Here is a 24,473-nt window from a genome sequence, read left to right on the forward strand (position 1 = left end):
GGATCGGCGCCGGTCGCGCGGCGGTTCGCAGCGGTGGCGGCGGCATTGCTGCTCCGGTGATTTTGGGGCTTGCCTTCCTGTGCGGGAAATGACCCTGCTCTCGCCATGATCTCTGCTGTCCAAGGTGTGCTCAGCCTGTTTTGCGGCGCGATGGTCGGGTTCTCGCTCGGCCTCGTCGGCGGCGGCGGCTCGGTGCTCGCGGTGCCGCTGATGGTCTATGTCGTCGGCGTGCCCGAGCCGCACATCGCGATCGGCTCGAGCGCCATCGCGGTCGCCACCAACGCGGCCATCAATCTCGCCAATCATGCGCGCGGCGGCACCGTGATCTGGCCGATCGCGGCGCTGTTCGCAACGGCGGGCATCGTCGGCGCCTTCATCGGCTCGCTGCTCGGCAAGATGGTCGACGGCCAGAAGCTGCTGGCGCTGTTCGCGCTGGTGATGATGGTCATCGCCATGCTGATGCTGAAGACGCGCGCCCGCATCGGCACCCCCGATGTGAAGATGAGCATGGCCAACGTCCCGGCGGTCGTCGGCTTCGGCCTCGCCACCGGCACGCTGTCCGGTTTCTTCGGCATCGGCGGCGGCTTCCTGATCGTGCCGGCGCTGATGGCTGCGACGGGCATGCCGATCATGAATGCGGTCAGCTCGTCGCTGGTCGCGGTGACGACCTTCGGGCTCACCACCGCGGCGAGCTATGCTTGGTCCGGGCTCGTCGCCTGGGATCTCGCCGGACTGTTCATCGCTGGCGGAATCGCCGGAGGTCTTGCCGGCACACGCCTGGCGCGCCATCTCTCCGAACGGCGCGGCGCACTGAACGTGGTGTTTTCGATCGTGATCGCGGTGGTGGCGCTGTATATGCTGACGCGCAGCCTGCTGCATATCTGGAGCTGACCTCAATGAAGCGCGTCCCCTCGACTGCGATCACCTCCGCCAGCAGCCGGCGTGACGTGTTGACGCTTTTTGGCGCAGGCGCGGCGCTTTCCTTGTGGCCCCGCGACGGTCGCGCCGAGGACGCCGACGAGCCCGACGAGGGCGCGGTGCTGCGCGACCCCGATGCGCCGGTGCTCGGCAATGCCTCCGGCGACATCGCGATCGTCGAATGGTTCGACTACAATTGCCCGTATTGCCGCAAGCTCGATCCCGAACTGCAGCAGGTCATCCATGACGATGGCAAGGTGCGCTGGGTGCTGAAGGAGTGGCCGATTCTCGGGCCGACTTCGGTAACTGCCGCGCGGATGGCGCTGGCCTGCAAATATCAGGACAAATACGCCAAGGCGCATGAGGCGCTGATCGGCGTCAGCTCGAAGCTCACCGAGCCGCGCATCGACGAATTGCTCGCGGGAGCAGGCGTCGACGTCGACCGCGCCAAGCGCGACCTCGCCGCCAACGCCAAGGCCATCGACGACATGCTGGCGCGCAACGACAAGCAGGCGCGGGGCTTGCGTTTCCGCGGTACGCCGTCCTTCATCGTCGGCAAATTCAGGGTGCCCGGCGTGCTGACCATGGCGCAATTCGAGCAGGTCATCGCCGACGCGCGCAAGGCCAAGGCGGCCAACTGATGGGCAAAGCAAAGGCGCCTCGACCAACGGCCGAGGCGCCTTGAAAACAGCAGCGTCGTGCGCGTTACTTCGACGAGATGCGAACCCAGTCGTCATGCGCGCGGGTCTTGAGTGAATTCCAGCTATCCGCCGCGACGTCCCAGTTCACGATGGTCCGGCGCGTCTGCGCGGTCGGCCCGTTGGCGACCTCGGAAGTTTGCATCGAATCATGGATGTAGACGCCGAACCCCAGGATGAGGGCCCCCAGGATCATTCCCACGAATGTCCGCATGTCATGTTCTCCAGTGTGACGGCCAACAACGCCGCGGTCGAAACTTGGTTCCGCGCTCGCCGCGGTCCCGGTCCGCCGCGATCAAGACAACCTAACTGCGCGATTTTTCAGGCCGCGATTCCGGCAGCGAAGTGACGAGATTGAGCGTTTTCATCTCGTCGGGCTTGAACGTGAACAGCTGGTCATGCGGTGTCTCCATCGCATGCACCCAGACCTTCAGATCGATGCCCATCTCGGCGAGATGGCGCTGGCACCGCGCCGAGATGTTCTGCGCAAGGCTCATGTCGTCGCCGGACCTCACGGCGGTCCCGGACGTGGGGACTGCGGCGATCTGATGCACGCCGATGATCGCCCGCTCGCCGGCCCGGCGCTCGAGACCGCCGGCGAACACCAGCGGGCACGACGAGGCGCAATATTTTCCCGCCTCCACTTCGGTTGCGAATTTCCGCGCGCGGATCAGTCGCCCCATCGCCAGCGCGTCGGCGACGGAGCCGCCGGGCGAGTTCAGCACGATCGTCCTGATATATTCGCCATGACGTTCGACTGCGTCCGCAAAGCTGCGCGCGCTGCCGGGTGTGATCGTGCCGGTCGCGACCAGCCGGCCGCCGCCGCGCAGCTCGAACTGAATCGGCTGCTGCAAGGCACGATCGCCCTGCGGCAGCGGCATCAGCCGCTTCATCAAGGGCGCCAGCAAGGATGGTGATTCGGCCGGCAGGTCCGGCGCCTCGCGCCGAATGTCGAGCTGAGGCGGGGCTGCATCCGATGGCACCCGCGGAGCATTCAACTCGAGCAGGTCCGCCGCGAGAACCGCGACGGTGACGACGAGAACGCTGCGGAAGACCCAACGCAGAATGCTCTCGTCGGGATTGCCCGCGAGCCAGGCATGGACGCGTCGGTTCAGCGCCGAAGCCACGGGACTACTTTCCGATTCGTGCCGACGACAGCGACGTCACGTTCTCATCCGCCGCGGCCGGCGCCGGCTCAATGGCCGGTGCAGCAGGCGCCTCCGTGGGCGCTTCGGCTGGCCGGCGCTCGGCCGCCCGCCTGGCGTCCTCGACCTCGCGCGCAATCTGCAATGCGGTGACGAGATCGGCGGCCGTCAGGCTGGAGGCGCTCACGGCGGGCAGGCCCTCGCGGCGGATGGCGGCATGGACGACGCAGAGGATCAGCACCAGCACCGCCGGCATCAGGTCGATCGAGATCGCGCCCGCCCAGCTCGGGATGAAATCGCCGGCGTAGCGCAGCACGGCTTCGGCCGGCGACAGCGTCTGGAAGCGGGTCGGCTCGATGCGCGGCAGCGCCAGGATCTTGTCGGCGGCGTCGGCGAGCGAGGCGGCCTGCGTGGCGATCGCGCCTTCCACCTTGCCGACGACGGCGGTCTGGCGCTCGGCCAGGTCGCCGCTGCGTCCGCCTGCGGCGGGCGCGATGAAACCGGCGGACAGCGAGGCCGCGGCGCGCCTCACCGCAGGTGCCACCGAGGTCTGCTGCAGATTGGCGATCACGCCCATCAGGTTCAACGACTCCGTGGCGAAGGCATCGCTGCGCGTTGCGATCGGGCCGCGGTCGGAGATCAGCTCGCGCATCTTGGCGAGGCTCTTGCCGCCCTGCTCGTAGAGAGCAGAGACGCGCTTGCCGGACTCCTGGACCTGCTGGCCCAGTCCGTCGAGCTGCGTCGACATCTGCGCGAGAAGCTGGACCACGGTGCCCGATCCGGAGGTGCCGGTCAGCGAGCCCGCGCGTTCGGCGTCCGCCAGCTTGGCGAAGCGGGAGGAGGCGAGCTGGATATCGGGCAGCAGGCTTTGCGCAGCGATGGCCTGGCTATTGGCCCTGTCGAGGTCGCGCGTGTAGTTCTGCACGGTGATGGCGAGATGCTGCTGGATCGCCGCGGCGCCGGCCAGGGCAGACGCATTCAGCCAGGACGACATCGCGACGATCATCAGCGAGCCCAGCAGCATGCAGCCGGCCATCATCAAACGCCCCATCGCGCTGGTGACGTGCGGCATGAACTGCATCATGAACACCCAGAAGGCGTAGATGCCGACCGAGACCGCGACGGAGTAGATGACCGCCGCAAAGAACACCGTGGTCGGACTGCCGTTGAGCAGCTCGCGGACGCCAAGATAGGTGTAGACGCCGGCGGCCAGCGCCAGGATCGCGGTCGTGAGCTTCAGCGTCACCTCGAGACGGTTGACGCCATTGGCAAGCACGACGGAGGTGGAGGAGCGGGCGGACGAGACTTGCGCGACGGACGCGGCAGGCGAGGGCATCAGCGGCGAGGGCATGAGCAGACCTTCGGCGGCGTCATGGCCGCCCGTGTGCAGCGCCCCCGCTGTATGACCGAGCAGGATCAATGCGGACAAAATCCGCCGACATTGTGTCGGCGGCATTGCCGATCAGCCATGTCGTAGCAAGGAGAGGCAGGCTCAGCGCAACAGCCAGCGCAGCAGCTCGACATTGGCCTCGCGCGGATAGCAATGGCTGAGATCGTCGATCTCGCGATAGGCGACGTCGGCGCCAGCCTTGGCCAGGGCGTCGGCCGTATGCCGCGCGATCTCGACCGGGAACATCCAGTCGAGCCGGCCGTGCACGATCTGGATCGGCAGGCCGCGCAGACGGTCCCGGTCGGCGATCTCCGCCATCAGGGGATGGAACGTCGCGGCCACCGGCGCAAGATGCGTGAATGGCGAGCCTGCGGCCAATCCGCTGACGTAGCAGAACGTGCCGCCGTCGCTCATCCCGGTCAGGAGCATGCGGGCGGGATCGATCGCGACGCGGCTGCGCACGAGGTCGAGAATGCGCAGGAGGTTCGGCGTATCGGCGTCGTCGCCCATCAGCGCCCAGGTCGGTCCTGCCGCGGTGGGGGCGACCAGGATGGCGCCGAGGCTGCGCGCGGCGCGCAGCCAGCTCCAGAGAAAGTCGCGGCCGTTGCCGCTGCCGCCATGCAGCGCCATGACCAGCGGCCAAGCCCTGTCCGCCGTGTAGTATTCCGGCACATACAGCGAAAAGCCGCCGCGATTGCCGATCTCGTTATGGTCGTGAAACACGGCGTCCTTGCCTGCAGAAGAAGCGGCCAGCAACTGGCGCAGCCCGTTGTCGCCATCGACGGCGGGATCGAGGAAGAATTCGCTCAGCGGCGGCAGCGTCGCTGCCAGTGGAAACAGCGCCTCGAGTGCGCGTGGCAATTGACGAAGGGCCCTGAACACATCGACCAGGTCGCCCTCACCGCGCTGAACGGCGCGCAGGCCGGCAAACGACATCAGCGCGGCGTCCGCCGCGGTGTCGAAGGCGATACGGATATGGGCGAAGTCCGCCGGCCACGACGTGAGATGAATCCGCGCCGTGTGCAGCGTCCGCTCGGGATCGCCGACATCAGCCATCACGCGATCGAAATCCGGCGGGTTCAGGTAGCGTGCAACGTGGGACAGGGCTTCGAGCGTCTGCAGCAGTGGCGGCAACACGATGAGAATGTCATCCACCACGGCATCCGTCATGCAGGTCTCCTTGATACGCGATACGCGGGTCTGGCCGTCTCGTCTGCTTGCCGGTCATGCAACGCAAAATCGGGCGTCCGGGCAATGACCATTTTCCGAACGCGTGTTCGCTCCGCGAAGCCGCAATCTCGCGATGCGGCTCCTGCAAGTCAACACGGTGCGGAGGCTGCCGACGCGCGCGGCAGGTGAGTCGCGCGCGAATACACGCGCAGACGATAGTTGATTGACAAAATCCGGGCGCGATGTCGCACTTGGTGAGAGCCGGCGGCGCAGCGGAGGGTTCCTCGTGGATCTCCGCCCTGGGTCAAAACTGCCGATCGGTTGCCGAGGGGGGATTCGCATCATGACCAAGTCGCCGTCGGCCGCGTTGATCAACGCGGTGCTCGCCATGGACGTCTACAACAGAGGCGTCAACCCGACGCTTGTGGTCAATTTCAACCGTATCGGGAGCTATGAGCTGGTGGCGGCGAGCGTGACCTCGACCGCCGACAATTTCGAGGCCGCGACCTATCAGCTCGCGGGCGATCCATCGACACGGATCATTTCGTTTCGCGGCACCGACAGTCTCGCCGACGTGCCGTCGTGGCTTGGCGGCGCCGGTCTGACCGGCTGGCCGACGCAGTTCCCGGATGCGGAAGCCTACTACAAGAAATGGGCGACATCGAACGTCTCGCTGACCGGCCATTCGTTGGGCGGCGGACTTGCCGGCTACATCGCTGCGCTCAACGACAAGGTGGTCTACGCCTACGACGCGATGCCGTTCGAGTTCGCCGCCGAGGTCCGTTACGATCAGCTGCACGGCTTCTGGGGCGCGCTGACGTCGCACCCGGTCGAGCGCTATTCCGACATCCATATGGTCTCCGTCGCCGGCGAGGTCCTGCAATATGTCCGGGCCGCGGCGCCCGTGCTGGAAGCACCCCTGGCGTTGCTGCAGCTCGGACCGGTCGCCGGCGCGCTCGCCATCGCACATGCCGCGATCGGCATCTCGTCCGAGCAGAAGACCGTGCTCGGCGCGGGCACGGATCTCGGTCTGGATCCGGTCAGCCTGCACTCGATCGCGCTGCTGACGATGATGCAGTGGGCGAGTGACAACGGTGCCCAGGATTGGAAGAAGGCGGCGGCTGTGCTGCTGGCGCCGCTGCAGGATGACGCGATTGCTTCGGCCGTCGGCATTCCCGCGGCCGGTGTGAGCGGGGAAGGCGCGCCGTCCGACAAGATGAAGGACATGATCGCCTATTCGGCGGTGACCGACGCCAGCGGCTACGGCAACAGCGCCGTGCAGGCCCTGTTCAACGGCGGCGGCGTGCTCGGCAACAGCGTGACTGCAACCTCGGCTGCGACCTATCTGAAAGATGGCGGGGTCGAGAAGGCGCTGGCCGAGATCGTGGTCGAGTATTCGGCGCTGCTGGCGCAGAACCATGACGAGGTGATGTCGACGACGCCCGGCCTGATCGGCCACGAGCACGGCATCCTCTATCAGGACACGGCCAAGAACCTGCTGGCCGCCGACCTGTCATCCGATCTGTGGTCGCGCTGGGACACGGGATCGGCGGTCGACATCCTGGGCAAGGTCGCGCTCATCGATGCCGTCGCCAGCTTCGACGGCGAGGATGCTGGCCTGATCGACATGGCGATCGGCGTGCTCTGGGGCGGCAAGACCGACAATCTCGACTGGCTCAGCGCAGCCTTGAGCGACGCGGCGACAACGGTGACGATCGATCCAGTGTCGGGCGCGACCATTGCTGCAACCGATGGTGCGCTGCTGATCGCGGGCGGCGGCAACGACATGCTGTTCGGGACCGCCAACGACGATCTGCTGATCGGCGGTCTGGGCAGTGACGTGCTGCAGGGCGGGGCCGGCGACAACATCCTGGTTGGTGGCGTCGGCGCCACCTATGTCTACGCGCCCGGTGACGGCAACGACATCATCATCAATGGCGTCGCGTCGCTGGCGAAGCCGACCGGCACGCTCGATTTCGGCACCGCCTACACGGCCGACAATTTCTGGTTCGTCAAATCGGGCAACGATCTCGAGATCGACATTCTCGGCACCCATCAGCAGGTCACGGTGGCCGACTGGTTCCTTGGCGGCTCCTATCAGCTGCAGGAGATCAAGGCCGGCGGTCTCGAGATCGATACGCACGTTTCGCAGCTCGTGCAGGCCATGGCGACCTACGCCCAGGCGCATCCGGGTTTCGATCCCACGGTGGCATCACAGTTGCCGACGGATGCGCAACTGCACGACCAGATCGCGGCGGCTTGGCACGTCAACGCGTGAGTGCAGGCCCGCGGCCGCCTCAGTGCAGCCGCGGGGCCTTGAGCAGCTTGGCGCGGTCGGTCGAGGCGATCGTGACGTCGAAGGTGACGCCCTCATGGTGCACCGTCAGCGGCACGTCGACGCCGGCTGCGCCGAGCGCCCAGAGCTTGCGATAGAACTCGCTCTGGCTCGTCACCTTGTCGCCGTTGATCCCGAGGATCACGTCGCCCGCCTTGAGCTCGGCGCGGGCCGCGGGACCGTTGTCGGAGACGCCGATCACGACGACGCGATCGTCGACCTCGGTCGCGTACATGCCGAGCCAGGGGCGCGCCGGCTTGTTGACGCGGCCGAAGCGCCTGAGATCATCGATGATCGGCTTCAACAGATCGATCGGCACGATCATGTTGACGTGCTCGTCCTTGCTGTCGCGCTCGCGCTCCAGCTGCAGCGACCCGATGCCGATCAGCTCGCCCTTGGCCGAGAGCAGGCCGGTGCCGCCCCAATTCGGATGGGCGGGGTGGGTGAAGATCGCCTCGTCCAGCAGATATTCCCAATAGCCGGCGAATTCCTGCTTGGCGATGATCTGGCTCGCGACCGATCGCGTCCGCCCACCGGCGCCGCCGAGCACGACATGATCGCCGACCTTGGTAGCGGCCGACGAGCCGAGCGGCAGCGCCGGCAGGTCAAGCGACCCGAGCGCCTGTACCAGGCCGAAGCCGGTGGTGAAGTCGAAGCCGAGCACATGACCTTCGACCACGCGTCCGTCATTGGGGTGCAGCCAGACGGATTCGGCCTCGGTGATCAGGTAGCCGATGGTCAGCACCAGCCCGTCGTCGATGACGACGGCATTGCCGGCGCGCTCGGTCCCCAGCGTTTCCGCGCTGAAGGCGTCGGACGGAATGATGGCATGCAGGCCCACGATCGAGGACAGGGCTTGATCAAGATCATATTGATAGTCTTCGGCGCGAGGCTGGAAGGCGGATGGCACTTTCCATTCGGTCAAAGAAGGCATTTCGTTCTCCTGCTCTGTCGATACCCCCGGGTGCATCGACCAAGCTTCTGCTTCGTGTCGCGTGACGGCCACAGCGTGAACGCGAGCTTAACATCTTTGGGCGGCCGCGCCAGTTCCGCGGGCTCCGCATTGGCGCTGGGAGGAACTGCCCGTGCCGACTACCCGCGGCCGCAGCCCTTGCCGATCAGGGGCCAGACCAGCCACGCTCCGGCAGCATACAGACTGCCGACCGTGGCGGCTCCCGTTCTGGCCGCGAGGTGGAAACGCCCGGCGTCGAGCAAGGCTCCATCGGCGGTAACGATCGCGGGGATCACACGGTCTGGCGGACCGAACACGACCACCGCATCCGGCTTGATCACCAGCGCCATGGCAGCCATGCCCGCAAACCAGGCGAAGGCAACTGCCAGCACGCCCTTCACTGGAACGGCGCGGGATCGGGGATGCTGGTCAATAGTCGTAAGCATGCTCGAACGTATATCCCGCGGCTTCGAAACGGGTGATGTCCTGAACCAGTGACCGGACCGGCACGTCGACACCGATGCGACGGGCACCGGGACGGGACTGGATCGGCACGCTGAATATAGGCAGCCCGTCGAAAGCTGCCAGCCGTCCGTCGCCGGGCGGGACCACGATCGTGACCAGGATGCGGTGGTTGCCTGCGATTTCGCCGAGCGAAGCACCGCCATGACGGCCGAGCTCCTTGGCGAAAGAATCGAATTTGGCGTAGCGCTCGGTCTCGACCAGCACGCCCTTCATACCTTTGGAGTTCGTGACCTCGCGGATCACCTTCACGCCCGGAACGACTGCAAGCTCGGCGGCGGGCAGGCCGGTGACGACGCTCTGGATGGTCAGCACGGCCGGATCGTAGCCCGCCGCATAGCCGATGACGGCCGCATAGGTGGCGCGCCCTGCATATTGCAGGCTGAGCGAAACGCGCCGCTCCATCGCGCGGAACGACGGCACGAAGGGCGTCTCGCGCCAAAACTCACCGAGCTTGGCGGCGAAGGGATACCGATACCAGGGGGTCTGGTACAGGAACGCCGCGTAGTCCTTCAACAGGGCAAGGTTGAAGGCGTCCTCTGCCGTCTTGACGCCGTTCGTGGTCTCCCAGCTGATCGCTCCGATGCTCTTCTCGTAAGCGCCCTGCAGCGCCATCTCGGCGGTGAAGCTGAAGCCGATGATGTAGTTCGTCAGCTTCTGGTCCGAGGTGGCGGGTCCGGAGCCCGCGGCCTGCCGCGTGGCGCGGCACAGGCTGCGCCAGAAGCCGGAGATGCTTGACAAATAGTGGAAGTCCGATTCCGATGCCTGCCCGGTCACCGCAGCGAGGTCGGCATAGGCGTGGACGATGTACCATTCCGGAAAGGTCAGGAAGCTGTCACCCTGCGATCGCGCATAAGCGGGATCGGTGATGCCGAACTCCGAGGTCACGGCGGGGGTCGGTACGTCGGCGACGCAGACCGTCTCGACGCTGATCGCGGTGGCGGCGATGCCGATCGCGGCGGCCGCGACGAGGGCGCCGGCGAGATATAGCGCTTTGCGACGCAGGCTCATGCGACGGCGGCCTGCGTGCGCCACGGCGACCAGCCGACAGCGATGCCGATCGCGCCGAGTGCGAGATGCGGCAGGCTGGAGAGAACCTTCACCAGCCACGAGGTGTTGCGGATGCCGTCGATGACGATCGAGAGGTCGAGATAGCCGGAGCCGGTGAACACGCCCATCACGCCGTCGAGGAAGTACAGCGTGCCGAACACGCGCAGGAAGAACAGCGCGCTGCGGCGGGTCAGCATCGCGGCCAGCGCCCACAGGCCGGAGACGACATGCAGCGCATCCTTGTAGATGTCGAGCTGGAACAGGCCGAACACGCGGCCCTGCGCATCGATGAACGCCGGGATGTAGTCGGTCGCGGCGGCGAACAGGAGCGCCGTGGCGAGCGCCAGCGCGGCGATGCGATAGCGGTCCAATGCGAGGCCGTCTGCTGCTGATGTATTCATGCGAAATAGGCGTCCCACATCGCGTTGCGGAACAGGAGGTTCGGATCATACCGCCGCTTGGCGGCGACGAAGTGCGCGGCCGCCGGATAAGCCTTCTCGACCTGGTCGCGGCGGGCGTGCAGACGATAGGGCAGATAGAACGCGCCGCCAATCGCCGTGATGCGGTCGATCAGCGCCTCCGTCGTCCGCAGCATGTCGATCTCGCCTTCGGGCGAGGTGGCCTGTGAGAACGACATCACGGCCGCGATGCGGCGCACCGGCGCGATCGTGAGCGCGGGTGTCCTGTCCTCGGCGACGTAGCGCAGGGTGACGTTGAGGAATTCGGCGCGCGCCTTGGGAATGATCTCGCGGCAGGCGGCGAGGAAGTCGCCGAACCGCTCGGGCGCCACGAAATATTCATGCAGGATGTCGGCGCGGTGCATGTCCTTCTGCGCCAGATTGGCGACCGGCTCGGCCATCAACGAGTTGCGGGTGTAGCGGCTGTCGGAGATGGCGGGGCCGAGCCGCGTCTCCATGAACCAGCGCAGGCCCTTGGCGACCTCCCAGCCGGTCTGGGCGCGATAGATCGTGTTGGCGACGCCGGTGAGCTTGCCGGAGCTCACTGCCGCGGGCAGGGTCGCGGGGGCATCGGGGGCGGGTCGGAAGGTGACGAGCAGGGCGTCGTCGAAGAACGCCTTGCGCGACACCGACATCCGGCCATAGGCCATCTTCACATTGGCGTCGCCGTCGATGCTCTGCGTGAACTTCGCCGCGAACGTCTCCGGCGCCATGCGCTCGAAGCGCGGCTCGAGCAGCAGGTTCGGCACCATCTCGACCTCGAGATCGACGATGATGCCGAACAGGCCGTAGCCGCCCATCGCAAGGCCGAACAGCTCGGCATTCTCGTTGCGCGAGCACTGCACCAAGGTGCCGTCGGCGAGCAGCATGCGGATCGATTTCACCGTGGAGCCGAACGGGCCGTAGGGCACCGGCCAGCCATGGGCATTGACGCAGAACGTGCTGCCGACGCCGAAATCGCTGTTCGACTGCATCACCGCCGGCGAGAAGCCCTTGGGATCGAGCGCGGCGATCACATCCCACCAGCGGTTGCCGGCCGCGGTCCGATAGGTCTTCGCCGCCGTGTCGAGCTCGATCGCGCCGCCGTCGAGCGTGATCGCGGTGCCGTCGCGCGGCAGGCTCTGGCCGCCCATCGAATGCCGGGCCACGGCCGCGGTCACCGGGCGTTTCGCGGCCGCTGCCTCCTTCAGCTCGGCGCGCAGCCGCGCGATCAGATCGTCGGTCGTGGGCTTGCTGATCACCACGTGCCTGGCGACCGGCGTCGGGTTGAGCCGGCTGGCATCGTTGAGGATGGTGCGCAGCTCGGCCCGCGCCCGCGGCATCCGCGCAAAGGGCAGCGCCGCGGCCGTACCCGCGGCGCGCAGAAACCGTCGTCTCGACATCATGGCGCGGAGTCTCCTTCCCTCACGGAGTCTACGCCAGCATCGTAAACGTTCGAAAAATTTCCGTGCCGTCAGTCTGCTGCCGGTCGCGCCCGCGCGGGCACGAGACGGAAGTCGCGGCCATCTTTCATCCACGCTGCGCGCTCGTCGCGCAGCAGGGTGCGCCGGACCTTGCCGGAATCGTCGCGCAGCATCACGTCGACCAGCTCGTAGCTTTCCGGGTGCTTGTAGCGGCTGAGCCGGTCGGCGAGGAATGCACCCATGCCGTCGACAATGGCTTGCGCGTCCTTGGCACGGTCGATCTCCACGATCGCATGCACGCGCTGGCCGAGCTCCGGATCAGGCAGGCCGACGACGACGCAGGAGCGGATGTCGGGATGCGCCATCAGCGCCGCCTCGACCTCGGCCGGATAGATGTTGGCGCCGCCGCGCAGGATCATGTCGGCCAGGCGGTCGCCGAGATAGAGGTAGCCGTCGGCATCGAGCCGGCCGATGTCGCCGAGCGACTCCCAGCCGTCGGCGCGCCGCTTCGGCTCGGCGCCGAGATAGTGATAGGTGCTGCCGGCGCCATCAGCGGGAAGAAAGTAGATCTCGCCGCTCTCGCCGGGCGCGACATCGTTGCCGTCGGGACCAAGGATGCGCAGTTTGCAGGACTCGTCGATCCTGCCGACCGAGCCCTTGTGCTGCAGCCATTCGGTGCCGGAGATGATGGTGCGGCCCTGGCGCTCGGTGCCGCCATAGAGCTCATGGACGCGCTCGGGCCCGAGCCACTCGATCCATCTTTCCTTGAGCCATGGCGGCATCGGCGCGGCCATGTGGAACACCATCTTCAGGCTCGACACGTCGTAGCTGTTGCGCACCGCCTCCGGCAGCGCCCAGATCCGGTGCATCATCGTCGGCACGAAGTTGACCCACTGGATGCGCTGCGCCTGGATCAGCCGCAGCGTCTCCTCGGCGTCGAACTTCACCATCCCGGTCAGGCTGCCGCCGGCGAACAGCGCGTAGTGCGACACGATGAAGGGCGCGTTGTGATAGAGCGGGCCGGGATTGAGCAGCGATGCGCCCTTCGGAATGCCGAGCGGCGGCTCGGCGGCGGTGTCGGTCACCGCAGGCTGGTGATCGAGGATCACCTTTGGCCGTCCGGTCGAGCCGCCCGAGGTCATCGCCTTCCAATAGCGTGACACCGGCGCGCTGAGCGGCTCGTCGGAAAAGCCCTCGGGCGTGAAATCGGCCGGCAGCGCGTTCGGCGCGTTCCAGTCGGCCTCACCACCGACCACCAGCGACGGCTTGAGGATCTCGAGCACCGCGGCGGCCTCGCCGCGCGGCAGACGCCACGACAGCGACGTCGGCGTCGCGCCGCACTTCCACACCGCGAAGCTGGTCTCGAACAGCGCATTGCCGTTGGGCAGGCCGATCGCGACGAAGTCGCCTGGCTTGACGCCCTTGGCCGCGAAGGCGCGCGCACGCGCATTGGCGCGGCGCTCGAGCTGCTCCCAGGTCAGCGTATCGGTCCCGTGCCGGAGCGCGACGCTGTCCCTGGGTTTGCGCTCCGCATACCAGCGCGGTACGTCGGCCATCGGAATCAGCATCCATTCCTCCACATCGTCGGCGCTTTGCTTGCGCGCGTCGTTCTTGGTCCGCGGCTCGGGCCGCCGACGTCAGTGACGAGAGCTGTTGTGCCTCAACCGAACGGGTGCGTCCATACGCGCACGCCGCAAGGTTTCGGATGGCAGTTCTGCGAAATGGCGCTCGTAGGCGCGGGCGAATGAAATGCCGGAAGCCGTGACGCACGGTGAGGTGATAATTCCGTCACGCGGATCGTGAGATGATTGAGGTCGCGCCGCGCGATCGAACTTGATCGCCCAATCGATGATGGATGCAGGCGGGAACAGAGTTAGGCGTCAGCGCGTCCGGATACGTTGATGCCGGCACTGTGCCGAGGAATGCGAGTATCACGCCGGGATGCATGCCCATTGCCGGATCGGCGCCGAGTCCTGCTGGCGCCGCACGAATGCCTGCGAGCAGGCTGGACGCAGCACGACGCCCTGATAGGTCGGTTGCGGCGCCGCTCCATCGAAGAATGGAACTATATCAAAAGACAAAGGCCGGGCGCGAGGCCCGGCCAGTCCGACCATGGCGACCGGATTGCTCCGATCCTGAGAACGCCATTGCAGACAATCGATCGATCAGCCGCCGTTCAGCTTCGTAGTCAGGGTCGTGAAGATGCCTTCCAGGGTCAGTCCGAGCTTGTTGAGTATGGTGATGATCGCGAGCGCGATGCCGGCCGCAATCAGGCCGTACTCGATCGCGGTTGCGCCCGATTCATCCTCGTAAAATTTGAGAAGCAATTTCCTCATCAATTCCCCTCCGCCGTCCGGCAAATGGCCGCCGGGACGATCTCCGCAAAATTACGGAATGGAACCTAAGGTAGTGTGAACGAGGTCCAGCCAAGTTTCGCAACTTTGCCGTTCATGTCGAAAATTTCAGTTGCAGCAGGGTCCGCTGCACGCGAACGGGATCACGGCGGCACCCCGGCTGCGCGCAGCGCCTCCGCATAGGTTGTGGCGAGCATTCCGGCCGGAAACGGGATCCGTTCGAGGAACCCGGACACGGTGAGATCCGGTTCGAGGCTCAGAAGCTGACGGGCGACATCGCCGGCGCGCGACATCTCCCCGGTCCTGACCAGGGCCACGATCAGGACGCGGAGCGCGACGGCGAAACGCCGGTTCTGCGTCAGCGCGATCTCCGCCCATCGAATGGCGCCTGCGAGATCGTCCTCCGCCACCGCGCAGATCGCCAGCGCTCCGGCTGCGAACCAGCCCCGTGGATCGCGCGGGTTCAGCCGCCGAGCCCGTTCGATCATCGCGCGGCCCGCAGCCGTGTGTCCGGCCATGATCTCGATCCACCCGCTCAAGGTCAGCGCCATCGCCGAGTTGGGGTTGATGGCAAGCGAGCGGCGGAATAGCTCCCGTGCTGGGGCGATGTCCTCGGCCATGTTCCAGATCGCGAAGGCCGCCATCCACAGCACCTGCGCGTCACTGGGCGCACGCTCGCACGCCTGCCACGCCCGCGCGACGGCGGCCGTGCGATAGGTCTCGTCCGGCGCGCTCCAGCCCTGGAAGTGGCGCAGCGCCTGACAATAGGCCCAAGCCGCCATCGCGGGCGCGCAGGCGGGATCGATCGCCAGCGCCTGGTCGAGACAGGCGACCGCCGCCGCGAGGCTGTCGGGCGTGAAGGCGTCGCGCAGGCTGGCGGCGCGCAGCAGCAGGTCGTAGGCGTCCGGATGCAGCGGCGGCGTGGCGCGCCGCCGCTCGCCTTCCGCCAGCTCGAGCGTCGGCTCGATCGCCGCCACGATGCTTTCGGTGATGCGGTCCTGCAGCGCGAACACATCGTCCAGCTGGCCGTCGAAGCGCTCCGCCCACAGATGTGCGCCGGATGCCGCATCGATCAGCTGTCCGTTGATGCGCAGGCGGGACCCTGCGCGGCGCACGCTGCCTTCGAGAACGTAGCCGACGCCGAGCTCGCGTCCGACCGCACGGATATCGACGGCCTTGCCCTTGTAGATGAAGGAGGAGTTGCGGGCGATCACGGCGAGGCCGCTGCAGCGGGACAGCGCGGTGATGATGTCCTCGGCCATCCCGTCGGCGAAATAGTCCTGCTCGGGATCGCCGCTCATGTTGGTGAACGGCAGCACCGCGATGGCGGGGCCGTCGAAGGCGGGTGCGGCCGATACGGCCGGCGTCTGCACTGCGTCCGCCTGTTCATGGACTTCCCCGACGAAGCGGACGCCCTTGCGCGGAATGGTGCGGATCAGGCGCTGCGCCTCGCCGCTGTCGCCGATCGCGCTCCGCGCGGCGCTGATGCGGCTCGCCAGCGTCGCCTCGGAGACGATGCGGCCGCCCCACACCTCGGCGAGGATGTCGTCGCGGCTGACGACGCGGTCGCGCGTCCTGATCAGGAACGCGAGCAGGTCGAACACCTGCGGTTCCATCGCAACCAGGCCGTCGCCGCGGCGCAGCTCGCGGCGGCCGGGATCGAGCACGAAATCGTCGAAGCAATACACCACATGCACCGCCCTGGCCGCCGCGGCAGCCGGTTTCACCCTCGCGTCACGCGATCCGCAAAATCAAGCCGGCCTCAAGGAAAAATCAATGCCTCCTCCAAGCGCCGCGCGGATGCATGGCGCACAAGGGCCGCACATCGGAACCAGGAGCCTCCGCCATGCCGACCGTTCTTTACCCCGACCGCCGCCGTTTCCTCACCCTTGCCGGAACCGCCGTTGCGACCTTTCAACTCGGCTCCAGCGCTGGGCAGGCGCAAAGCTTCAAGGCGGCGACGAAGCTGCCGGCGATCCGGCCGGGGGCGGGGACGTCGCTCGGACCGATCAAGCAGGTCACGGCCGGCGAGATCAGCATCGGCTATGCCGAGACAGGTCCGGCCGACGGTCCCGTCGTCATCCTGCTGCACGGCTGGCCGTACGACATCCACAGCTTCGCCGACGTCGCGCCGGCACTGGCCGCGTCCGGCCATCGCGTCATCATTCCGCATCTGCGCGGCTACGGCACGACGCGGCTGCTGTCGCCGACCGCGTTGCGCAGCGGCCAGCCGGTCGCCGTCGCCGCCGACATCGTCGCGCTGATGGACGCGCTCGCGATCAGGACCGCGACCCTCGCCGGCTATGACTGGGGCGCGCGCACCGCCAACATCATCGCGGCGCTGTGGCCGGAGCGGTGCAGGGCGATGGTCTCGGTCAGCGGCTATCTGATCGGCAGCCAGCAGGCCGGCCGCATGCCGTTGCCGCCGGCCGCCGAGCTGCAATGGTGGTACCAGTTCTACTTCGCGACCGAGCGCGGCCGCGAGGGCTACGACAAGAACCGGCGCGACTTCGCCAGGCTGATCTGGCAGACGGCCTCGCCGAAATGGGCGTTCGACGACGCCACATTCGCGCGCAGCGCCGCCGCCTTCGACAATCCCGATCACGTCGACATCGTCGTGCACAACTATCGCTGGCGGCTCGGCCTCGCGCAGGGCGAGGCGAAATATGATGCGCTGGAGGCGAAGCTCGCGACCTTTCCTGACATCACCGTGCCCACCATCACGATGGAGGGCGATGCCAACGGCGCGCCTCATCCAGCGCCCGAAGCCTATGCCAGGAAGTTCACCGGCCGCTACGAGCACCGGCTGATCACCGGCGGCATCGGCCACAACTTGCCGCAGGAGGCGCCGCAAGCGTTTGCGCAGGCGGTGCTCGACGTGACCGCGAGCGCGTAGCGCCGACGATCTCAGGCGGGAGCGCGTTGCTTCGCTCGGCGTTGCAGCCACGTCTCCCGCCGCACGATCCATTGCTCGGAGCAGGTCTCGCCATTGTGGTGCGCGACCTCGATGAAGCCGACGAACTCGGCGCCCGTCTTCTGCTTGACTCGCCGTGACGCGACATTGGTCGCGACGTTGCAGACGGTGAACTGATCGAGGCCGAGCGGACCGAAGGCGAAGTCGTTCACGGCGGCGATCGCCTCGCTCATCAGTCCCCGATTCCAATAGGGCTCGGCGAGCCAGAAGCCGCGATGGCCCTTCACCGACTGCATGCGTGGCCGGAAGTGAATGTTGCCGATGGCCTCGCCGTCACTGTCGCGCAGCACCAGCACCCATTGATAGAGCTCCTCGCCGGCTGCGATCCTGTCGAGCTGCAGCCTGACGAAGGTCTCGGCGCCGTCGGGAGGATAGGGCCACGGCACGACGGCCGCGAGGTTGCAGATCACGTTCCAGTTGTCGAACTGACGCTGGATCGCCGGCGCATCGGCGAGGGCCAGCGGCCGCAGGATCAGACGGGCGGTATGCAACGTGGGCGTGAGCATGACGCCATGCTGTCGTTTACCAAGCTCGTTTGCAAGCCGGGGTTGCTACGCCGTCTAACTCGCATGTCATTGATAATTCGCATCGCGCTCCGCCATTAAGGTTGCCAGGAACTTTCACGCCCGGACTGGAGCCCGATACTTCCACAACGTTGCATTGCAGTGCATGAATCGAGCACACGCAACCTGCGCGAATGCAGCGCGCGTACAACCGTCGCAGGAAACTGCGCCGGCTCGGGCTCAGGGTTGCGCCCGAACGTCAACCATTCGCTTGCCGCGAGATCATCACGCAGATCTTGGGCTGGCGCGATTCGGGGTGTCGTGGACATGAAGCGCAAAGCGGCGGATCGTCAGTTACGTCGTCTGCGGGCGGAGCAGAGCTTCGATCCGCGCACATGGCGCGATCGGCAGCTCGGCCGGGCCGTGCCGTTCTACGGCTCGCAGCTGTTCCAGCTCGGCTGCCCGCCGCTGGCGTCGTTCATCGCCGCGTTCCTCGGCTGCCTGATGACCCTGCATCTGAGTGCAGCCGGGCTGTCGCCGCTGATTGCCTCGGCGGCGGCGGCTTTGCTACTGTGCGCCTCGCTGATCCTGACACGGACCGCGGATCTGGTGCCGAGCACGTTCTTCTCGTCGGCCTATGGCGGCAGCTTCGTCGGCATGACTCCCGTGGCGCTGTTGAACGCCAGCGTCATTCGCGCCGGCCTGCCGCTCGACGCCGCCTTCGTTCTGCTCTCGCTGTTCTGTGGACTGATGTTCTGTCTGGGCTGCGCGCTCGACATGTGGCTGCGCGGCGGGCTCGCGCGCGGTTATGGCGGACGACTGGGCGCGCTGGCGGCGGTCGCTTCGTTCCTGTTCGTCGGTCTGGCGCCGCTGCTCGGCGCCGAGGGCGAGCTGTTTCCGATCGCGCGTCGCGGCGCCCTGGAGCAGGGGCTCGGCGGCATCGCGCTCACCTTCGCGTTGTGCTCGGTCGGCATGCTGGCGACGATGGCCGCCTTGCGCTGGGCGCCCGTGGCAGGGTCGCGCCGCGCGGTGCGCATCTTCGTTGCGGCGACCGTGGCCTTTGCCGGCCTCGTGGTGCTGCAGCTCCTGCCCAGCGACGCCCCCGATCTCGACGCCTATTCTGCCGGTTGCTTCGTCGGCATGTCGTCGTCGCGGCGGCTGCGCAGCCTGCTGCAGGCGATGGCCGCGGCGGTGCTGCTGACGGCTCTGCTGATCCTCACCGGTCCCATCCTGCCGAGCGTCGGCGGCAGCCTCGGATACATCGCCTTCGTCTCGGTCATCTTCGTGGATGCTGCGGTCCGGCTGTTCGTCGAGGCAGGGGAATCGCCGTGGCAGACCGCCCTCGCCTGGACGCGGGGGCTCGTCGCCACACTCGCTATCTTCGCGGTGCTGCTCTCCAGCGAGCTGATGTTTCAGCGGCCGGTGGCGGAGCCCAACGGTCCGTTCGTGAACGCGGACGGGGCCGCTGCGCCGGCGCGGACCACGATGCCCTCACGTGACGAGGATCGGCGCGACGGCATGGTGCCCGGCGAGCCGGCCTCGGCCGCTGCCACAGCGCCGGATCTGCCGCTTCAGATCCTGGATCCGCAGGGCGCCAATCCGCTCGCCGCGCGGCGCCCGAGTGAGCCGTCCCAGCAGTCCGCGTCGCCGGCCTCCGCAGGGCCGTCCCGGCGGATCGCTCGCGACGGTCAGGCCGTGGGCGTCCTAGCTGCGCCGCCGAAGCGCCACCAGACGCGTGTGGTGCCGCACACGACGGCGCGACCGCGCATCGTGGCCCGCCATGAGGTGCAGCCCGCGCCGGAGTGGCGGCCGGACCCGTCGACGTTGGCGGGGCCGTGACAGCGGACCGCGATGGCGCGCTCGACCAGTCGTCCGAGCCCGGCTCTCGCCGCTGGCCGCGCCGGTTGCTGAATGTCGTGCCGCTGGCCTCGTTCGCCGGTGCCTTTCTCGGCTGTCTGGCGACGCTGCACCTGAGCACGTCGGGTCTGCCCCCGGCGCTCGCGTCGGTCACCGCCACCCTGCTGCTCTGCGCCGGCCTGATCACGGCAAGAACCAGAGATCTGCTGCCGACGACCTTCTCCTCCTCGGTCTATGGCGGCAGCTTCAGCGGGATGACGCCGATCGTTGCGTTGAGCGAAAGCGTGGCGCGGTCGGGGCTTCCGGTCGACAGGTCCTTCCTGCTGCTGTCGCTGTTCTGCGGCCTCGTGTTCTGCAGCGTCTGCGCGCTCGAAATGCGGCTGCGCGTCGTGCTGTTGCGCGGCTATGGCGGGCGCTTCGGCGCGCTCGCGGCGATCGGCTCGTTTCTGTTCCTCAGTCTCGCGCCGCTGCTCGGCGCCGATGGCGTGCCGTTGCGTGTCGCCAGCCTTCAGGGCTTCGATAAGGGTCTCAATCATTCGGTGCTCATGCTGGCGCTGTGCGGCGTCGGAATGGTCGCAACGATGTTCGCGCTGAGGCTGCCGCAGGTCGCGGCCGCAGGGCGGCCGGCGCGCATCTTCGTCTCGGCAGCACTGGCCTGTGCCGGTCTCGTCATCCTGCAGCAGCTCGTGCCGGACGATGCCCGCCTGTCCGACGCGTATTTTGCCGGTTGTTTCGTCGGCATGTCGTCGCCGCAGCGTTTGCACGGCGTGGTCCAGCCGCTGGTCGCCGCGGTGGCGCTGACCGCGTTGCTGGTCCAGGCGGCGGCGATCCTGCCCAGCGTGGGCGGCAGCCTCGGCTTCGCGGCCTTTGTCGCGGTGGTCGGCGTCGATGCCGGGCGCCGGATGATCAGCAGCGCCGCGCTGCCGCGCGAGCGTCCTGCGCCGATCTCGCTCGGCAGAAGCCTCGCCGCCGCACTCGCGATTGCGGGCGTGCTGCTGCCGAATGACATGTTCCAGTCGGGGCCGGTCGAGGAGACCACGGGATCGATCGTGCGAGCGGAGACGCCGTCTCAAGCTGCGCCCGCCGTTCAGGCCGAGCCTGTTGCGGCCGAGCCGGCCGCGGCGGCAGTCCCAATCGAAATGCCCGCCGATGCGCCGCCGGCCGCCGAGACGACATCCGACATGGTCCGTCCGGTCGCTCCGCCGGTGCCGAGCGAGCCGCCGCGGCGGCGCCGCGCCAGCCGGCCCGCGGTCGTTCCTCCGCAATCGCGTCCGATCGATCCCGAACCCTGGCGCATCATTCGTGACGGAGAATGGGCGGGTGCGGCGACAACGACGACCAGCCTTCCGCCGGCTCGCGCCAAGCGCAGCCAGGCTCGCGCTCCCGGATCGGCGCCGGCTCCGCCGCGCGCCGCGCCACGGCCGCGGACACTCCGGGTGCAGGACCCGCAGCCCTCGGCGTCGGAACCGCGCTGAGCGGGCTCAGCCGAACTTGCGGCGCGCGTCGAGCGCGAGCCCGATGCCGACGCTGCCGAGCAGGTCGGTCTCCGCGATGCGCGCCGCCGGAAACAGCGCCAGGATCGCCTGACGCAGCGCCGGCACCATGCTCGAGCCGCCGGTGAGGAAGATGGTGTTGATGGAAGCGGCCCCGACGCCGGCATCGTCGAGCAGCTTCGTCACGGTGCCGACGACGCGTTCGACGGAATCGGCGATGGCGCGGTCGAAATCCTTGCGCGTGAAGCGGATGCGGGCCCAGTCGTCCTTCTCCGACAGCACCGAGGTCAGCGACTTCGCCGCGGTCAGCGCGATCTTGGCCTGCTCGACGCCGATCGCAAGCGTATGGCCGCGATGCTCCTCCACCACCTTGATGAAGCGGTCGACCAGATCGCGCCGCTCGGCCTCGTAGCGGATCTGGCGCAGCTCGCCGATGACGCCCCTCTTGTAGAGCTGGTTGATGCGGTGCCAGGTGGCGAGCTCGTGATAATAGGCCGTCGGCAGCTCGCGCTTGCCGTCGACGGTCCGGCTGCCATAGCCGAGATGCGGCATCACGCTTTTCAGGCTGAGCAGCCGGTCGAAATCGGTGCCGCCGATATGGATGCCGCCATTGGCGAGGATGTCGTCCTCGCGCTGCGCCTTGCTGCGCCGCTCGGGCGAGACGCGCACGATCGAGAAGTCCGAGGTGCCGCCGCCGATGTCGACGATCAGCACCAGCTCCTCGCGGGCGACCTGCTGCTCGTAGTCGAGCGCGGCGGCGATCGGCTCGTATTGGAACGCGATGTGCTTGAAACCCTGGTCGCGCGCGATGCCCTCCAGCGCGCCCTGCGCCTCCGCGTCGGCCGCATCATCCTTGTCGACGAAGCGGACGGGACGGCCGAGCACGACCTGATTGATCTCCCTGCCGAGCCGCGTCTCGATCTGCGTCTTCAGATGCGCGAAGAAGAAGCCGAGGATGCCGGCAAACGGCACCGCCTTCTGCCGGATATAGGTCTTCTCGTGAATCAGCGCGGTGCCGAGGATGCTCTTCAGCGCGCGCATGAAGCGGCCGTCGTGGCCGGTCAGATAGCGCTCGATCGCGCTGCGCCCGAACTGGGTACCGTGATCCTCGAAATCGAAGAACATCGCACTCGGCAAGGTCCGCTGCTCGCCCTCCAGGGGGATGAGCTCTGCGGAGGCGGAATTGCTGAGGCCGACCGTGGTGTTCGAAGTGCCGAAGTCGATGCCACAATGGGCCGCTGCCGCCATGCTCGTCTCGTTTCCGTCCGGGGGGCGGTCCGCTTAGCCGTTTCGCACCGCAATGTCATGTGCGAATGTGAGGCATGACCGGCATGAAGATTCCCCAAATTGCGCATGACTCCTCCGTTGCGCAGCGCAATTGGCGAAAAGGTGACGAGGGTCCAGGCTGCGCTCCTGACATTCGCAGCTCTCCCGTGGGGGACCGGCGCGCTTCCGGCAGTCGGCTATTGCGATTGCGATAACGGAGCGCCGAACCTTGCATTGCAGGACGCTGGCCACGATGCCACTAACAACAAAAGCGTGGAGGCGGCTGAGTTCGCTCATGCCGCGCTCGACGCGCGGCATTGCTAGTCGTAGACGAAGGCCCGCCATTTCGGTATTTCACGATGCAGTTTTTAGTTGTATTGTCTCTCTATGGGGTCGGGGCAAGAGATGTGACGGCGAGCAAATACAAGGTTTGGGCTTGGGGCGGTCCGGTCGGGCTTGGCGCTACGGGTTCGGTTTTTGTCGGGATGTCAGCAGTGGCCAAGAAGGCTACTCCTGCGGAGCCTTACATCGTTGGCAACGAGTTGGTCTGCAACATGATTGCACGAGCGCTCTTGCTTCCCTGTCCGCCCGGTGCGCTGTTGCAGAAGAACGGTGATACATACTTCTGCTCGTTGGATTTTAATACCGCCGGTCACGCGTTGCCGCCGATCAATCCAAGCACTGTCGTCGGCGCGCTGCCAGAGCTTTCGTGGGGGGTCGTGCTCTTCGACGTTTTGGTTATGAACGCCGATCGTCATCCTCAGAACATCTCTTACAATACTACAACCGGCGAGTTAACCCTGTTCGACCATAGCCACGCGTTTATGACTACCGGCGGAGACGTCGATCAGCGGATGGCCAATGCAAAGGGGCAACTCATGATCGGCGGGCATTGCCTTGCGGCGGAACTCAATACTTGGAACGGATTTGATGGTTGGGTCGCGCGTGTCAAATCGCTTCCCGATTACTATCTAGAAGGTGCCGTCGAAGCGGGATGTGCGGTGGGTATCCCCCATGCAAAAAAAGCAACAATTTACGACTTCTTGCGCGAACGTCGCGACGATATAGATGGAATTGTAACGAACAATAAAGCGAGTTTCACGAAAATGCCGGCTGGGCCAAAGGTGTCGCCATGACGGTACAATATTGGATTGCGAAGAACGTCGAGGACCCTTTTCGCAATGAGACGAGGAACGTCGGTGTAATTGCACGCGATGCTTGCGGCATTGCTGCGCGATTCATAGGCGAGCGGGATACTGGCGAACTCGATCGGCGCTTGTTGGGTCAACGCTTTCGCTACCCCGATGTCTATCTTCAATGGCTGAACTTTTGGCGTAGCGAGATAGGCCTCGGTCGGATGGATTCAATTCTCAAAGCAAAGACGCCAAATTACTTCGTAGTGGAAGCCGGTGAGATTACCGACACCGGAGGTGATTCGGTGGAAGCAGTTTGTGCGTTTCTTTACTCCTTGTTGATCTCTGAAGCTCCGGTCATGGAGGCCTTCGAATTGGGGGAGGAGGAGGACCTAACGCGCGGTCTCGATTCGGAAATCTCTCATGCGCTCACGGAACTGAATCTACTTGCCGATGCGCCGAAATTTGGGGTCCGGCATCCCGTAATGCGCGAGCACCCAGTCAGGGGTAAGCATGTGGTACATAAGCCTTCATTTAGTCAGAAGAATGGACGCCTTTACGTGTACGAAGCCATCGATTTTACGATGAAGCGTCCCAAGATCGTTCGCGAGCGCGCTGGATGGATGGCCTATATGTATGCCGACATTAAACAAGAGGATGAAACAGCGGAGACGTTTTCAATCTTCCGTCCAAACTCTGACGACGGCGGGGAAACAGTAGAATACGCCAAAAAGATACTTGGCGGCGAATCTATGTTGGTCAACTGGGCGGATGATAACGAGCGCAAGCTGTTCTTAAGTGATCGCCAAAGAGTGGCCACTAGTTTGTAAGATCGTGCATCTTGCAAGGCAA

General features: G+C 66.3%; 22 protein-coding genes. 8 read left to right on the plus strand and 14 right to left on the minus strand.

Annotated features, from left to right (window positions below; all coding sequences use genetic code 11):
* The first annotated feature begins 105 nt into the window (after positions 1-105).
* Together QX126_RS19435 and QX126_RS19440 are read left to right on the plus strand one after the other, a co-directional pair.
* Positions 106-891: a sulfite exporter TauE/SafE family protein gene (locus QX126_RS19435; RefSeq protein ID WP_315782994.1), complete on the plus strand. Its 786-nt coding sequence runs from the start codon at positions 106-108 to the stop codon at positions 889-891.
* A gap of 5 nt (positions 892-896) precedes the next feature.
* The gene (locus QX126_RS19440; RefSeq protein ID WP_315782996.1) at positions 897-1,559 is read left to right on the plus strand and encodes a DsbA family protein; all 663 of its coding nucleotides are present in this window, start codon (positions 897-899) and stop codon (positions 1,557-1,559) included.
* Positions 1,560-1,623: 64 nt separating this feature from the next.
* Here the strand turns inward: QX126_RS19440 and QX126_RS19445 are convergent, their stop codons facing one another.
* From QX126_RS19445 to QX126_RS19460, 4 genes are all read right to left on the minus strand, one after another.
* Complete coding sequence (locus QX126_RS19445) at positions 1,624-1,830, minus strand: hypothetical protein (RefSeq protein WP_172111383.1); 207 nt, start codon at positions 1,828-1,830, stop codon at positions 1,624-1,626.
* Positions 1,831-1,921: 91 nt separating this feature from the next.
* Entirely contained in the window at positions 1,922-2,743 is an 822-nt protein-coding gene (locus QX126_RS19450) for a hypothetical protein (RefSeq protein ID WP_315782998.1), read from the minus strand.
* A gap of 4 nt (positions 2,744-2,747) precedes the next feature.
* Positions 2,748-4,097 (minus strand): hypothetical protein, encoded by a 1,350-nt coding sequence (locus QX126_RS19455; RefSeq protein WP_315783198.1) that lies wholly within the window; start codon positions 4,095-4,097, stop codon positions 2,748-2,750.
* Positions 4,098-4,253: 156 nt separating this feature from the next.
* Positions 4,254-5,321, minus strand: a complete 1,068-nt coding sequence (locus QX126_RS19460) for a phospholipase (RefSeq protein WP_315782999.1) — start codon at positions 5,319-5,321, stop codon at positions 4,254-4,256.
* A gap of 343 nt (positions 5,322-5,664) precedes the next feature.
* Between QX126_RS19460 and QX126_RS19465 the strand changes: the two genes are divergently transcribed.
* Positions 5,665-7,599: a calcium-binding protein gene (locus QX126_RS19465; RefSeq protein WP_315783000.1), complete on the plus strand. Its 1,935-nt coding sequence runs from the start codon at positions 5,665-5,667 to the stop codon at positions 7,597-7,599.
* Positions 7,600-7,618: 19 nt separating this feature from the next.
* Here the strand turns inward: QX126_RS19465 and QX126_RS19470 are convergent, their stop codons facing one another.
* The 8 genes from QX126_RS19470 to QX126_RS19505 all read right to left on the minus strand — a co-directional run bounded on the left by QX126_RS19470 (position 7,619) and on the right by QX126_RS19505 (position 16,086).
* Positions 7,619-8,590: a S1C family serine protease gene (locus tag QX126_RS19470; protein ID WP_315716217.1), complete on the minus strand. Its 972-nt coding sequence runs from the start codon at positions 8,588-8,590 to the stop codon at positions 7,619-7,621.
* A 158-nt stretch (positions 8,591-8,748) separates the two neighbouring features.
* The gene (locus QX126_RS19475) at positions 8,749-9,054 is read right to left on the minus strand and encodes a hypothetical protein (RefSeq protein ID WP_315783002.1); all 306 of its coding nucleotides are present in this window, start codon (positions 9,052-9,054) and stop codon (positions 8,749-8,751) included.
* The gene (locus tag QX126_RS19480) at positions 9,038-10,141 is read right to left on the minus strand and encodes a hypothetical protein (RefSeq protein ID WP_315783004.1); all 1,104 of its coding nucleotides are present in this window, start codon (positions 10,139-10,141) and stop codon (positions 9,038-9,040) included. Before QX126_RS19480 ends, QX126_RS19475 begins: the two co-directional genes overlap by 17 nt.
* Positions 10,138-10,581 (minus strand): DUF4383 domain-containing protein, encoded by a 444-nt coding sequence (locus QX126_RS19485; protein WP_315783006.1) that lies wholly within the window; start codon positions 10,579-10,581, stop codon positions 10,138-10,140. Before QX126_RS19485 ends, QX126_RS19480 begins: the two co-directional genes overlap by 4 nt.
* Entirely contained in the window at positions 10,578-12,023 is a 1,446-nt protein-coding gene (locus QX126_RS19490) for an FAD-binding oxidoreductase (protein ID WP_315783008.1), read from the minus strand. Before QX126_RS19490 ends, QX126_RS19485 begins: the two co-directional genes overlap by 4 nt.
* A 68-nt stretch (positions 12,024-12,091) precedes the next feature.
* Complete coding sequence (locus tag QX126_RS19495) at positions 12,092-13,609, minus strand: AMP-binding protein (protein WP_315783010.1); 1,518 nt, start codon at positions 13,607-13,609, stop codon at positions 12,092-12,094.
* A 597-nt stretch (positions 13,610-14,206) separates the two neighbouring features.
* Positions 14,207-14,377: a Flp family type IVb pilin gene (locus tag QX126_RS19500; protein WP_315736183.1), complete on the minus strand. Its 171-nt coding sequence runs from the start codon at positions 14,375-14,377 to the stop codon at positions 14,207-14,209.
* A gap of 161 nt (positions 14,378-14,538) precedes the next feature.
* Complete coding sequence (locus QX126_RS19505) at positions 14,539-16,086, minus strand: winged helix-turn-helix domain-containing protein (protein ID WP_315783200.1); 1,548 nt, start codon at positions 16,084-16,086, stop codon at positions 14,539-14,541.
* 155 nt (positions 16,087-16,241) lie between these two features.
* On the opposite strand from QX126_RS19505, the gene QX126_RS19510 reads away from it, so the two are divergent.
* The gene (locus QX126_RS19510) at positions 16,242-17,291 is read left to right on the plus strand and encodes an alpha/beta hydrolase (RefSeq protein WP_315783013.1); all 1,050 of its coding nucleotides are present in this window, start codon (positions 16,242-16,244) and stop codon (positions 17,289-17,291) included.
* 11 nt (positions 17,292-17,302) lie between these two features.
* On the opposite strand, the gene QX126_RS19515 is transcribed toward QX126_RS19510, so the two are convergent.
* Positions 17,303-17,875 carry a GNAT family N-acetyltransferase gene (locus QX126_RS19515; protein WP_315783015.1) on the minus strand — a complete coding sequence of 191 codons (573 nt, stop codon included), beginning with the start codon at positions 17,873-17,875 and terminating at the stop codon, positions 17,303-17,305.
* Between the two features lie 324 nt (positions 17,876-18,199).
* On the opposite strand from QX126_RS19515, the gene QX126_RS19520 reads away from it, so the two are divergent.
* Both QX126_RS19520 and QX126_RS19525 read left to right on the plus strand, forming a co-directional pair.
* The gene (locus QX126_RS19520; protein ID WP_315783017.1) at positions 18,200-19,711 is read left to right on the plus strand and encodes a hypothetical protein; all 1,512 of its coding nucleotides are present in this window, start codon (positions 18,200-18,202) and stop codon (positions 19,709-19,711) included.
* Positions 19,708-21,204, plus strand: a complete 1,497-nt coding sequence (locus tag QX126_RS19525) for a hypothetical protein (protein WP_315783019.1) — start codon at positions 19,708-19,710, stop codon at positions 21,202-21,204. Before QX126_RS19520 ends, QX126_RS19525 begins: the two co-directional genes overlap by 4 nt.
* A gap of 6 nt (positions 21,205-21,210) precedes the next feature.
* Here QX126_RS19525 and QX126_RS19530 read toward each other — a convergent pair whose 3' ends face one another.
* On the minus strand, positions 21,211-22,470 hold the full coding sequence (locus QX126_RS19530; RefSeq protein WP_315736188.1) for an Hsp70 family protein: 1,260 nt from the start codon (positions 22,468-22,470) through the stop codon (positions 21,211-21,213).
* A 377-nt stretch (positions 22,471-22,847) separates the two neighbouring features.
* Here QX126_RS19530 and QX126_RS19535 point away from each other — a divergent pair, with 377 nt between their 5' ends.
* On the plus strand, positions 22,848-23,624 hold the full coding sequence (locus QX126_RS19535; protein ID WP_315783021.1) for a hypothetical protein: 777 nt from the start codon (positions 22,848-22,850) through the stop codon (positions 23,622-23,624).
* The gene (locus tag QX126_RS19540) at positions 23,621-24,451 is read left to right on the plus strand and encodes a hypothetical protein (protein WP_315783022.1); all 831 of its coding nucleotides are present in this window, start codon (positions 23,621-23,623) and stop codon (positions 24,449-24,451) included. The genes QX126_RS19535 and QX126_RS19540 overlap by 4 nt, the downstream gene beginning before the upstream one ends.
* Positions 24,452-24,473: the final 22 nt, after the last annotated feature.

The organism is Bradyrhizobium sp. SZCCHNPS1003 (genome assembly GCF_032381555.1).
Taxonomy (GTDB): Bacteria; Pseudomonadota; Alphaproteobacteria; order Rhizobiales; family Xanthobacteraceae; genus Bradyrhizobium.